This is a genomic window from Streptomyces sp. NPDC050546 (assembly GCF_044457425.1).
GTDB lineage: Bacteria > Actinomycetota > Actinomycetes > Streptomycetales > Streptomycetaceae > Streptomyces.
The window spans coordinates 976,697-989,475 of the sequence record NZ_JBITGX010000001.1 but is presented as its reverse complement, the minus strand read 5'-3'; the positions used below and the strand labels follow the sequence as shown (position 1 = coordinate 989,475).

9 protein-coding genes are annotated in these 12,779 nt (G+C 71.9%); 8 read left to right on the top strand and 1 reads right to left on the bottom strand.

All coding sequences use genetic code 11. The features are described 5' to 3' along the window. Window positions 1-61 precede the first annotated feature (61 nt). Complete coding sequence (locus ACIBK5_RS04305; protein WP_399015988.1) at window positions 62-982, bottom strand: LysR family transcriptional regulator; 921 nt, start codon at window positions 980-982, stop codon at window positions 62-64. A 50-nt stretch (window positions 983-1,032) separates the two neighbouring features. Here ACIBK5_RS04305 and ACIBK5_RS04300 point away from each other — a divergent pair, with 50 nt between their 5' ends. From ACIBK5_RS04300 to ACIBK5_RS04265, 8 genes are all read left to right on the top strand, one after another. Then, window positions 1,033-1,980, top strand: coding sequence for a nitrilase-related carbon-nitrogen hydrolase (locus ACIBK5_RS04300; RefSeq protein WP_399015986.1), 948 nt, complete (start codon window positions 1,033-1,035; stop codon window positions 1,978-1,980). 283 nt (window positions 1,981-2,263) lie between these two features. Then, window positions 2,264-2,497 carry a ribosome-inactivating family protein gene (locus ACIBK5_RS04295; protein ID WP_399015984.1) on the top strand — a complete coding sequence of 78 codons (234 nt, stop codon included), beginning with the start codon at window positions 2,264-2,266 and terminating at the stop codon, window positions 2,495-2,497. Between the two features lie 484 nt (window positions 2,498-2,981). Further along, window positions 2,982-3,455, top strand: a complete 474-nt coding sequence (locus tag ACIBK5_RS04290; RefSeq protein WP_399015982.1) for an RHS repeat-associated core domain-containing protein — start codon at window positions 2,982-2,984, stop codon at window positions 3,453-3,455. 1,052 nt (window positions 3,456-4,507) lie between these two features. Next, a complete protein-coding gene (locus ACIBK5_RS04285; RefSeq protein WP_399015980.1) occupies window positions 4,508-7,480 on the top strand; it encodes a SpoIIE family protein phosphatase in 2,973 nt (990 codons plus the stop codon). An 84-nt stretch (window positions 7,481-7,564) separates the two neighbouring features. Further along, window positions 7,565-9,127, top strand: coding sequence for a sugar ABC transporter ATP-binding protein (locus ACIBK5_RS04280; protein ID WP_399015978.1), 1,563 nt, complete (start codon window positions 7,565-7,567; stop codon window positions 9,125-9,127). Further along, complete coding sequence (locus ACIBK5_RS04275) at window positions 9,124-10,197, top strand: ABC transporter permease (protein ID WP_399015975.1); 1,074 nt, start codon at window positions 9,124-9,126, stop codon at window positions 10,195-10,197. Before ACIBK5_RS04280 ends, ACIBK5_RS04275 begins: the two co-directional genes overlap by 4 nt. Window positions 10,198-10,241: 44 nt before the next feature. Further along, a complete protein-coding gene (locus ACIBK5_RS04270; RefSeq protein WP_399015973.1) occupies window positions 10,242-11,405 on the top strand; it encodes a substrate-binding domain-containing protein in 1,164 nt (387 codons plus the stop codon). A 167-nt stretch (window positions 11,406-11,572) separates the two neighbouring features. Next, window positions 11,573-12,679 carry an NAD(P)/FAD-dependent oxidoreductase gene (locus tag ACIBK5_RS04265; protein ID WP_399015970.1) on the top strand — a complete coding sequence of 369 codons (1,107 nt, stop codon included), beginning with the start codon at window positions 11,573-11,575 and terminating at the stop codon, window positions 12,677-12,679. Window positions 12,680-12,779: the final 100 nt, after the last annotated feature.

The following is a 12,779-nucleotide window of genomic DNA, read 5'->3' as shown; positions in this document are numbered from 1 at the left end:
AAGCTCGCCACGTCGTCTCTGGAGCGGCAACGCGAGGGCGGCCGTCCGGAGGGCTACAGAGCTACTCATTTCTGCGAGATGCCTCGTCGATGAGGCGACGGAGCCAGGCGTGGGCGGGGTCGTCGGTGGTGGTGCCGTGCCAGATCGCGCTGACGGTGTACTGGGGCATCGGCAGGGGCGGCGTCGCGACTGCCAGGCCCAAGGTGTCGGCATAGACGGCGGCTGCGTGGGTGGGGAGGGTGACCAGGGCGGGCAGTGTGGCCAGCTGGAGGGCGGCTCCGGCGAAGTGGGTGGTGGCGGCGATCACTCGGCGTTCGAGTCCGCGAGCTTCCAGTAGGTCGTCGACGATGCCGCGGCGGCCGTCGTAGGAGATCAGGAGATGGGGGTGGGCGAGGTAGTCCTCCAGCGTGAGAGGGGTCCGCAGCGGCAGGAGGCGGCGGTTGAACACGCAGGTGTAGCCGGAGGTGAACAGGTCGCGGCTGCGGTGGTCGGTGCCGTGCGCGGGGGCGGCGGCCAGGCCGAGGTCGACCTCGCCGCGGTCGATCATGGCGGCGACGGTGTTTCGGCTGGCCTGCCGTACGGCGAGCCGGATACCTGGCAGTCGGGCGGTGGCGGTCAGCAGGCGGGGCAGCAAGGCCGCTTCGATGTCGTCGGACATGCCCAAGGTGAAGGTGTGCTGGGCGGTGGCCGCGTCGAAGTGATCCCGGTCGGTCACGGCGCTGTGGATCAGACCGAGTGCCGGTTCGATGCGCCGGGCGAGTTCGACGGCGCGCGGCGTGGGCTCGACGCCGCTACGGGTACGGGTGAACAGCTCGTCATCGAAGAGTCTGCGCAGTCGGCCGAGCGCCGCACTGGTCGCCCCCTGACTGAGGTTCAGCGCGGCACCGGCCCGGGTGACGCTGCGCTCACGCATCAAGGCGGCAAAAACGACCAGCAGGTTGAGATCAGCCCTCCGGAATTCGGTCTCATAGATGTCGATCATTGTGAAGATTAGTTTGTCAGATGGACATCGGGATTCCTACCGTCGGCGGCATGACTTCTGCTTCCTGCGAGCCTCGCCGCACCGTGACTGTCGCCGTCGTCCAGGCGGCCGCCCCGTTGTTCGACACCCCGGCCGCAGTGACCCGCGCCCAGGAACTCATCCGCGATGCGGACCGCCGGGGTGCTGAGGTCGTCGTGCTTCCCGAGGCGTTCCTCGGCGGCTACCCGAAGGGGCTGGACTTCGGCATGACGGTCGGCAGTCGCACTCCGGCCGGCCGAGATCTCTTCCGCCGCTACCACGCCGCGGCCATCGACGTCCCCGGCCCGGAGGTCGAGGACTTGGCCGCCGTCACCCGGGAGCTCGGATGCCACGTCGTGGTCGGCGCGGTCGAACGTCAGGGAGGCACGCTGTACTGCGTCGCGCTCTTCTTCGGCCCCGACGGCTATGTGGGCCTGCACCGCAAGCTGATGCCCACCGCCGCCGAGCGTTTTCTGTGGGGCCAGGGCGACGGCTCCACGCTCCCTGTCATCGACACCGGAAGCGCTCGAATCGGCGCGGCCATCTGCTGGGAGAACTACATGCCGCTGTTGCGTACCGCGATGTATGCCAAGGGCGTGGACCTGTGGTGCGCAGCGACCGTCGACGACCGCGATGCCTGGCAGGCCACCATGCGGCACATCGCCCTGGAAGGACGCTGTTTCGTCCTCAGCGCCAACCAGTATCTGCGGCGCAACGCCCTGCCGGCCGATCTCCACCCCATCCAGGGGGACGAACCGGACACGGTCCTGATCGGCGGCGGCTCCGTCATCGTTTCTCCTCTCGGCGAGATCCTGGCCGGACCGCTGCGCGACGGCGAGGGCATCCTGACCGCGGAACTCGACCTGGACGACCTCGCCCGCGCCCGCTTCGACCTCGACACCACAGGCCACTACGCCCGCCCGGACGTCTTCACCCTCCATGTCGATGAGTCCCCCCATTCCACCGTCACCACCAGCTGACCGATACCGGCAGAACGGCGAACGGACTGCCCGGTGTGCTTGGCCGCCAGGAGGTCCACGCCGCCGGTCGGTCCGCCGCCCGAGGAGAGAGCTCAGCGGTGTCTGCGGATCAGCGGGGAGCCAAGGTGAGCAGGTCTGGGGCACGAACGGAGGGGCAGGTCGGCCAGCGAGTCCGCCGTCCAGGACCGCGCGGTCCGCTCCGCTCGGCGGAGACGGTCAGGGTCGGACCCGCCGGTACGGCCGGTCCGGAACGTAGGTGCGCCACTGCGCCCGGGTCAGCTCCGTGTTCCCGGCACGGGAGCACACAAGGGATACGTTCAGCTTTGAGAACAGCCTCAGGGCCCTCGGCATCCGCGGCACCGACCGCACCGCCCAGGCGCGCGGCATGCTGCGCTACATCATCGCCATCACCGAGGCCTCCAGGTTCCGCCCCATCGCCAACCGCATCGCGAACGGCATGGACAACGGATCCGACGTCTTCGTCACCGCACGACAGGTCGGCCTGATGCGTACCTAGATCTACCGCCCTTCCTTCACGATGCGGGCGAGCCCGGGCCAGCCCGTGTCGAGATCGCCGAGCAGCGTGGAAGAGCGGACGCCGCAGCCGACCGGGCGGGGCCTGAATGCTGGGATCTCGCCCGGTGGGTCGGCATCGGCGACACAACGACAAGCGCACCAAGACCGTCTACCCCGGCGGCACCACCGAGTCGACGACGATCGACGACAACGACCGCCCCTGTCCTGGCTGGTGAGGTTGCCGGCCTTGTCCCAGCAGTACAGCCACGACGCGTTCCGGGCGGCCGCGGAGTCGGCCTCCAGGGCGTAACGGAGGCACCGCGGGCGGCACGTCCTACGACCTGGTCGACGCGGGCACGACCAACTCCGAGCGGACCAAGCTGGGTTCGACCTGGTTCCACCACACGGCACTCGGTCTGGCCTCGACGACGACCCATGGCGTCGACACCGGATTCATCCGCGAACCTGCGGGCACCTTGAACTCCATGACGACTGGTGGGAAGTCCTCCTACTGCCGCACCGACGCCACCGGTAACGTCCTCGGCCTCGTCGACGCCACCGGCAAGCGCACCCACACCTACGCCTACGGCCCCACCGGCCTGCCCCGCGGCACCACCACCGAGGCAACCCCCCAGCCGCACCGCTACACCGGCGCCTACCTCGACCCCACCGGCCTCTACAAGATGGGCCACCGCTACTACGACCCCGCCCTCGGCCGCTTCACCCAGCCCGACCCCTCCGGCCAGGAGACCAATCCCTACCTGTACGCCGCCGGAGACTGCATCAACCGCACCGCACCGACCGTCCGTTGCGGCGATCGGAGGCGGGATAGGACTCGTCGGCAACGGACTCAGCACCGTGGACTCATGCCAATGACCAAGAAATCACTTCTCACCCTTCTCATATGGACCGGCATCGCGTTGGGAGTGATCGGAATCGTCTTGACGATCACCGGTTGACCTTCGTGACACAGACACCTGGCCCGTCTGCCTGCTCCGTGTAGGCGGACGGGCACCCCTCGGGAGGGGGGCGCGTCGGCAGCGCAGGCGCTGGTCGGCGCTGGGAGGCTCCTCGGTACAGAGACGGAATTCTGTGGCGGAACGTCCATTGCGCCGTCACGGGGCCACAGGAAGGTGATGCAGATGCCGAATGTCGGGTCGTTGGAGCAACGCGCGGCTGTGAAGAGGTGGATTCTCTTTGCCTCTGTCTTCGCTGTCGCCGGAGTGATTCTCTCGATATTCCTGATCGCGGCGGGTAACTCCGGAGGCTGGGTCGTTCTTGGCATGACCGTTTGCATCTTCGGAGCCCTCTACCTGTTCATCGGCAGTAACGGACCTTTCCGTTCTGGCCCTTCCGGCTGGCACGCTCGAAAGTAGAGGACCTGGCCGGCGGACCATTGGCCGCACTGGCCTTCGGCGTGGTCGTGGTCACCGTAGCCGCAGTCACAGTCGTCGGCCGGCCGGCCATGTGGAGCGCGGCGGCCGCGGTCGTGGGCAGTTGCGCCGTCGGAGGCTTCCTCGGTTACAACAACGCCGCCCTCGTCGGTTGCGGCTGACCCGTGACGGAAGGGCACGACAAACCATGAGCGGGGCTAGGAGCACTTCTGGAGGGCGTGCCGCGAGGCCATCCACCCCTTCAGCCCGCGGCGGGCCATTCTGGAGGCCCCCACCTTGACGGGTACCGCAGCGTCGCCCCTGGTGCCCTGGGGGAACCACTCTGTTCCCGCCGCTGACCGGCACCCCCGCCGCTCCCGTAGGAAGGAAGCCCGCGAGATCCCGGACTACCACCTCCGCCAGTGGTGGCGTCGATGCTGAGACAGGATCCGGAGTGCGTGACGTCGCGCGGAGCGCTCGTGCTGGTGAGCCGGGTCGGGGTTGTCCTTCCTGGGCCAGGCGCCGCCCGCCCTGACGGGTCAAGCGAATCGTGACTCATGCCCGCAATGCCCGTATCCTCATCAATGCACGATTCTTTCCGATGAGCGGATTCATCGCAGGCGCAAGCGAGGCGAAGCGTGGTTCGGTCCGGCGAGGAACCCAAGCCGGCGGGACGTGCGACTGACGGCACGGGGCCCGCCCGTCCTCGCGAGCGGTTTCTCCAGGGCGAGTCCGTGGAGACGGGCGTACGGACGTCCATCCTGAACTCGTGGCAGCGCTGCCGGTCCCTGGGCCTGTCGCCGGACGAGGCCGACCTCCCGTACCGGGAGGACTTCGACCCCGGGGGCCGTATCGTCCGCGCGGCCGTTCCCGTGCTCGACCGGCTGCAGTCCACCTTCTCGGGCAGCAAGGTCAACATCTCCGTCGCGGACGCGAACGGGACGGTCCTGCTGCGCCGCTTCGGCGATCCGGCGATGGCCAGGGACCTGCCGGCGATCCAGCGGGTCCCCGGGTTCGTCTTCGCCGAGCAGGTCGCCGGCACGAACGGCATCGGTCTGGCCCTCGCGGAACGGCAGCTCATCCGCGTCCACGGCGCCGAGCACTTCGCGGAACGTGCCCAGCAGAGCGCCTGTGTCGCGCTGCCCGTCCGTGATCCGCTCAGCGGGCGCATCGAGGGCGTCCTGTGCTTCGGCTATCCGCGTGGCTTCGACCGCCCCGCGCTGGCCGCGGCGATCCGCCGGGCGGCCGAGGTCATCGAGCGGCGGCTGCTGGGGCAGAGCTCCGCGCACGAGCGGGCGCTGCTGCGGGCGTATCTGGCCACCGGGGCCGAGGCGGCCGCGGGTCTGCGCGGCGGCCTCGCGACGGGGGTGTCGGCACACGAGTTCCACCCTCGTGACCAGGCGATCCTGAAGGAGAAGGCGGCCGAGCTGATCTCCCGTGCGCAGCGGGCGGCCGTCGACGTCACCCTGCCCGACGGCCGGCGGGTGACGCTCGTGAGCCGCCCGGTGACGAGTGCGTCCGGGGTGCAGGGCGTCGCCATCGAGGCGGTGCCGCACGACGAATCCCCGGTGAGCGGGTCCCTCCTCCTCCCGCACCAGGTCGACGAGCTGCCTGGCCTTGCCGCCGTCCCGGCCGCGCCCCTGGCCGCCCGGCCCTCGATCACCCTCCCGTCCGGGCACCCCGCCGCCGTGCCCGGCCCGGTCCTCGCGGCCGACGGCGACCGGGGCCCCGCGGGTCCTGGTGAGGCCGTCACGGCTGACGGGGGTCGGGGGAGCGCAGCTAGTGGTGGGGCCGACGGGGGTCGGGGCCCCGCGGGTGCTGGTGGGGCCCTCGCGGCCGGACCGGGCGGGACCGCCGCGGTCGACGGCGGCCGCGACGCCGGGGACGAGCGTGCCGAGGCGCCCTTCCCGGCCCGAGGGCTCGTGATGCTGGGGGAGCCGCACGTCGGGGCCTACGCCCTGGCGGCGCGCCGGCGCCTGGAGCTGCTGTCCGAGGCGAGCGCCCGCATCGGCACCACCCTGGACGTGCGCCGCACCGCCGAGGAACTGGCCGAGACGGCGGTCCCGCGGCTGGCCGACTTCGTCACCATCGACCTGCCCGACGCCGTCCTGCGCGGCGAGGAGTCCGCCGACCCCCTCGCCGACCTGCGCCGGACGGTGCTGCACGGAGTCCGGGAGGGCCTGCCCTTCACCCCGGCGGGCAAGCGCATCGACTTTGGTCCGACCTCGCCCCAGCTGCGCTGCCTGAACACCGGCGAAGCGGTGCTGGAACCGGATCTGAAGGCCGCCGCGGGCTGGCTCGTCCAGGACCCCGAGCACACCGCACGCCTGCTGGCCCACGTCCACTCGCTCATCGCGGTGCCCCTGCTGGCCCGCGGGGTCCTCCTGGGCATCGCCAGCTTCTACCGCGCCGGGAGCTCCTTCGGCGACGACGACTGCTCGCTGGCCCAGGAGCTCGCCACCCGCGCCGCCCTGTCCATCGACAACGCCCGGCGCTACACCCATGAACGCACCATGGTCCTGGCCCTCCAGCGCCGGCTCCTCCCGCACGGCCTGCCGGACCAGGACGCCGTCGAGGTCGCCCACCGCTATCTGCCCGCCGAGTCCGACGTGGGCGGGGACTGGTACGACGTCATCCCGCTCTCCGGCGCCCGCGTCGGGCTCCTCGTCGGCGACGTCGTCGGACACGGCATGCTCTCCGCGGCCACCATGGGCCGGCTGCGCACCGCCGCGCGCAGCTTCGCCGAGCTCGACTTCCCCCCGGACGAGGTCCTCGTCCACCTCGACAACCTCGTGGGGCGCCTGGACCGGGAGGACCCCGACGGCAAGGGCGCCGGGGTCATTGGCGCGACCTGCCTCTACGCCGTCTACGACCCGGCCGCGCAGCGGTGCCTGATGGCCCGCGCCGGGCACCCGCCGCCCGCGCTCGTCCACCCCGACGGCACCGTGACCTACCCCGACCTCCCGGCCGGGCCCCCGCTCGGGCTCGGGGGCCTGCCCTTCGACGCCGTCGAGGTCGACCTCCCCGAGGGCAGTCAGCTGGTCCTCTACACCGACGGCCTCATCGAGGACCGCGACCGGGACGTCGACATGGTCCTGGAGCAGTTGCGCACGGCCCTGGCCCATCCCGAGCGCGCCCCCGAGGACACCTGCCAGGCGGTCCTGGACACGGTTGCGCCCGCGCACCCGCACGACGACATCGCCCTGCTCGTGGCCCGTGTCCACGCCCTGGACGCCGACCGTATCGCCGCCTGGGAGCTGCCCGCCGACCCGGCGGTCGTCGGCGAGGTCCGGGCGGACGCCATGCGGCGGCTGACCGAGTGGGGGCTGGAGGAGACCGCCTTCGCCGCGGAGCTGATCCTCAGCGAGCTGATCACCAATGCCATCCGGCACGGCGCCGCGCCGATCCGGGTGCGGCTGCTGTACGGCCACGCCCTGATCTGCGAGGTCTCCGACGCCAGCAACACCGCTCCGCATCTGCGCCGGGCGGCCAGTACCGACGAGGGCGGACGCGGACTGTTCCTGGTCGCGCAGCTCTCACGCAGCTGGGGCACGCGCTACCTCCCGGAGGGCAAGGTCATCTGGGCCGAATGCGGGCTCGACGCCGCGTGACGCGTCCGCGGCCCGTCGGGACCACAGCGCCCCGTCGGAGGCCCAGCACCCCGTGAAATGCCCGAAATGCTGTAATTTGATCGAGTGCGCGACGCTCCCGACACTCCGGCGAAGGCGGCTTCGCCCCTCGGACCGGAGCCCTTGGTCCGTATCCGCGGGCTCAGCAAGCGGTTCGGCGGAACCGTCGCGCTGGCCGGGGTCGACCTGGAGGTGCACGCGGGCAGCGTGCTCGCCCTTCTCGGGCCCAACGGGGCCGGGAAGTCCACGCTCATCAAGGTGCTCGCCGGAGTCCATCACGCCGACGCGGGGCAGATCACGGTGGACGGCCAGCCCCTCGGCAGTCCCACCGCCTCCCGCGACATGTCCTTCATCCACCAGGACCTCGGTCTCGTGGAGTGGATGACGGTCGCCGAGAACATCGCCCTGACCACCGGGTACGGCCGCCGGACCGGGCTGATCTCCTGGCGTCGCACCCGTGCGCGCTGCGTCGACGCCCTGCGCGTCGTCGCCGCCCACCTCGACCCCGACGTGCCGGTCTCCGGGCTCGCGCCGGCCGACCGCTCGCTGGTCGCGATCGCCAGGGCCCTGGCGGCCCGGGCGAAGCTCATCGTCCTGGACGAGCCGACCGCCCGGCTGCCCGCCACGGACAGCGCCCGGCTCTTCCGTGTCCTGCACGACCTGCGCGACCGCGGCCACGCCGTCCTGTACGTCAGCCATCGCCTGGACGAGGTCCACCAGGTCGCCGACACCTTCGCCGTCCTGCGCGACGGCCACCTCGTCAGCCACGGCAGCCTGACGGACCACAGCCCGGCCCGCCTGGTCCAGGACATCGTCGGCGAGGAGAGACCCCTTGCCGCCCGCCCCGCCCGCCCGCCGACGCCCCCGGCGGCAGCGTCGCCCCCCGTCCTGACCCTCGACTCCGTACGCACCCCCCTGGCCGGACCCGTCAGCCTGGAACTGGCGGGCGGGGAGGTGCTCGGGCTGGTCGGGCTCTCCGACGCCGGGCACATGGACCTGGGCCGGGCCCTCGCCGGTGCCAGTCCGATCCTGGGCGGGCGGGCGGTGCTGCACGGGCGGTCGTACCGCCCCCGTACGGTCGCCGAGGCCGTCGCCCTCGGTGTGGGGTTCGTGCCGGGGGACCGGCTGCGGGAAAGCTGCCTCGCCGAGTTGACCGTGCGGGAGAACCTCCTGGCCAACCCGCGGGCGGGAGGCGTGGCGGCGCCGCCCTGGATCGGGCCCCGGCGCGAACGCGCCGCGGCCGCCGCTCTGATCGAACGGTTCTCGGTACGCCCCCGCGACAGCGAGACCCCCATCGCCACACTCTCCGGCGGCAACCAGCAGAAGGTCATGATCGGCCGCTGGCTGCGCACGGAGCTGCGGCTGCTGATCCTCGAGGAGCCGACCGCGAGCGTGGACATCGGCGCCAAGGCCGCGATCCACCGCCTGCTCGACGAGGCCCTGGAATCAGGCCTTGCGGTCCTGCTCCTGTCCACCGACTTCGAGGAGGTCGCGAGCGTGTGCCGGCGCACCCTGGTCTTCGTCCGCGGGTCGGTGACGGCCGAGCTCAGCGGCAGGGCGCTCACCGTCGCCGGGCTCACCCGGGCCGCCTCGGCCCTCCCTCCGTCCAGCGCCGCGACGCACCCATGACGACCCCCCGGACCCGACCGCGCCGGCCGGGCGGACACCACATCGGCGCCTACGGCCTGCTCGCCCTCACCGGCGTGCTCTACCTGGTCTTCTCCCTCGCCCTGCCGAGCACCTTCCCCACCCTGGACACCGTCGACTCGATCCTGTCCAACCAGTCGATCCCCGCCGTCCTCGCACTCGCCGCCATGGTCCCCATCGTCACCGGCGCGTTCGACCTGTCGATCGGCTACGGCCTCGGCCTGGCCCATGTGATGGTGCTGCAGCTCATCGTCAACGAGTCCTGGCCCTGGCCGCTCGCCTGCCTCACGGTGATCGCCGGAGGCCTGGTCGTGGGCGTCCTCAACGGCGTCATCGTCGAGTTCGGCCGCATCGACTCCTTCATCGCCACCCTCGGCACCGGCAGCATGCTGTACGCCGTGACCGGCTGGATCACCGACGGCAGCCGGATCGTCCCCGGCCCGCAGGGCCTCCCGCCCGCGTTCACCGACATCTACGACTCCACGTTCCTCGGCCTCCCGGTGCCGGCCTTCTACGTCCTCGCCCTCGCCGGGGTCCTCTGGCTGGTACTGGAACGGCTGCCGCTCGGCCGGTACCTGTACGTCGTCGGGTCGAACCCGCGCGCAGCCGACCTGGTCGGCATCCCGACCCGCAAGTACACCGTCTACGCCTTCGCCGCCTCGGGGCTGATCGTCGGCTTCGCCGGTGTGCTGCTCGCGTCCCAGCAGCAGATCGGCAACCCGAGCGTCGGCCTCGACTATCTGCTGCCCGCCTTCGTCGGCGCCCTCCTCGGCTCCACGGCGATCAAGCCCGGCCGGCCCAACGCCCTCGGCACCGTCGTCGCCGTCGCCGTCCTCGCCGTCGGGCTCACCGGCATCGCCCAGCTCGGCGCCGACTTCTGGACGGTCCCGCTCTTCCACGGCGGCACCCTGCTCATCGCCGTGGGCCTGGCCGGATACGCCGCCCGGCGCAGGCTGCGCGGCGGGGCCGCGGCGCGTGACTCGCCCGCGGCGCCGCCCCCGCCACCACCCGCCCCGACGCCCGGGGCCGGAACGGCGGGCACACCTCCCTGACCCCTGCCACGTCCCGCCGCGCCGATCCCCTCACAGGAGCTTCCGTGCACCGCAACCACAAGCCCGCCCCCGCGGTCCGCACCGTACGGCTCGCCTCCTGCGCCCTGCTGGCGACGGCGGCCGCCCTCGTCGGCTGCGAACGCGGTTCGTCGGACGGCGCGGACGAGACCGCCACGGGCCCGAGCGGCTGCCCCGCCGTCCACGCCAGGGCGCAGGCCGCCGTCACCCGCGCGGAGCGGACCGACATCCCCTGGGGCGGGCCCACCGGCGGCCCCGCGGCGGTGTCCGGCAGAACGATCGTCTACGTCGCCCAGACCATGACCAACCCCGGCGTCGCGGGCGCCGCGAAGGGAGTGCGGGAAGCCGCGCGGGTCATCGGCTGGGACGTCCGGGTGATCGACGGCGGAGGCACTCCGGCTGGTATCCAGGCGGCCATGAGCGAGGCCGTGGCCCTCCGGCCCGCGGGCATCGTCATCGGCGGGTTCGACCCCGACTCGACGGCATCGCAGGCCGCGCGGGCCAACGCGCAGGGCATCCCGCTCATCGGCTGGCACGCGGTCCCCGAGCCCGGCCCCAGCCGGCGGCCGGACCTCTTCACCAACGTCACCACCCGGGTCCAGGACGTGGCCCGCATCAGTGCGCAGTGGATCATCTCCGACTCGGACGGCCGTGCCGGGGTCGTGGTCATCACCGACGCCTCGATCCCCTTCGCCAGGAACAAGTCCGACCTGATCCGGAAGGAACTCGCCGCCTGCTCCGGCGTGCGGCTGCTCTCCGTGGAGAACATCCCGATCCCCGACGCGAGCAGCCGTACCCCGCGGGAGATCTCCTCCCTGCTCTCCCGGTTCCAGGACCGCTGGACCCACTCCGTCGCCATCAACGACCTGTACTTCGCCGACGCGGCCCCCGCCTTCCGCGCGGCCGGGGAGAAGGGTTCAGGCCCGCCCTTCAACATCGGCGCGGGCGACGGCGACCCGTCCGCCTTCCAGCGCATCAACAGCGAGCAGTACCAGGCCGCCACCGTGCCCGAGCCGCTCACCCTCCAGGGCTGGCAGATCGTCGACGAGTTCAACCGCGCCTTCGCGGACCGCCCGGCCAGCGGGTACACGGCTCCCGTCCACATCGCCACGGCCGGCAACAGCGAGGGCGCCACGACCTGGGACCCGTCGGGCTACCAGGAGGCGTACCGGAAGATCTGGGGGAAGTGACGGCCGCTCAGGGTGCCGATCCTTCACGGAACATGCACGGGACCTCGAGATCCCTTTAAGTTTCAAGGGCTAATCTCACCCTCAGTCGAGTGGCCGCCGGGGGTCGATCCGAGCGGGGCCCGTCCGCGGCGGCACTCGCACCCCCCACCAGGCACAGGAGACTGGGTGTGTACGACGGCGACGTAGTGGTGATCGGCGGCGGTTACGCCGGTGTCCGGCTGGCGAAGCGGCTGGACGGCCTCGCCCGGGTCACGCTGGTGGACCGCAAGGAGGTCTTCTTCCACCGCGTCGCCTCCCTGCGCGCCGGTGTCCGCCCCGAGTGGACCCACACCCCCTTCATCCCGTACGACCGGCTGCTCGGCAACGGCCGGGTGGTCGCGGGCAAGTGCGTCCGCGTCGACACCGCCGAGCGGCAGGTCGTCCTCGCCACCGGCGAGCGGCTGCCCTACGACGTGGTCGTGATCGCCACCGGCGCCGACTACCCCGAGCCGGCCCGCTTCACCGGTACCACCACCGAGGAGGCGGCCAAGTCGTTCGCCGAACACCAGCGCAGCGTCGCCACGGCCGAACACGTCCTCGTCGTCGGCGGCGGCCCCGGGGGCGTCGAACTCAGCGCCGAGATCCGCCTCGCCCGCCCCGACGCCCGGGTCACGCTCGCCCACTCCGGGCCGGCGCTGCTCGACTCCACGGGCAGCACCCGGCCGGGACGCAAGGCCCGGGCCTGGCTGGAGTCCCACGACGTCGAGGTACGGCTCGACGCCTTCATGTCCCCCGGCAACGACTTCGGCACCTACCGCGACGCCCGCGGCGACGTCCTCGAGGCCGACCTGTCCTTCTGGGCGACGGGCACCACCCCCAACACGCTCTGGCTCCGCCTCGCCGGACACGGCGACTGGCTCAACAGGGACGGACACGTCAAGGTCGACCGGACGCTGCGCGTCGAGGGGAAGCTCGACGTGTTCGCCGTCGGCGACGTGAACGACGTCAGCGAACTCAAGATCACCCCCGCCGCCCTCGCCCAGGCGGACATCGCCGCCCACAACATCCGCGCCTATCTGCAGAGTTCCGGCAAGCACCGCAAGGAGCCGCGCTTCTACCGGCCGATCCAGCGCACCCCGCTCATCGTGCCGTTCGGCCCGGCCGACGGACTGACCGTGCTGCCCGTACCCGGCGGCGAGTCCGCCGTCCTCGGCAGCCGCACCACCACCCTGGCCAAGGCGAAGACCCTGATGACGCCGTACATGAGGCGCCAACTCGGCTACACCGCCGCCTGATACGGGACCGCGTCACCTGCTCACCCCACCCCCCCGTCGTTACCCACGAGTTCGTCCTGGGGTAGGGTCCCCACCGTTTCCGGCTACCGGCTGATGAGGT

Bases quoted from the DNA above. Each gene is read 5' to 3' on its own strand.
- ACIBK5_RS04300 (WP_399015986.1), top strand. From the start codon at position 1,033: ATGACTTCTGCTTCCTGCGAGCCTCGCCGCACCGTGACTGTCGCCGTC.
- ACIBK5_RS04305 (WP_399015988.1), bottom strand. From the start codon at position 982: ATGATCGACATCTATGAGACCGAATTCCGGAGGGCTGATCTCAACCTG.
- ACIBK5_RS04290 (WP_399015982.1), top strand. From the start codon at position 2,982: ATGACGACTGGTGGGAAGTCCTCCTACTGCCGCACCGACGCCACCGGT.
- ACIBK5_RS04275 (WP_399015975.1), top strand. From the start codon at position 9,124: ATGACGACCCCCCGGACCCGACCGCGCCGGCCGGGCGGACACCACATC.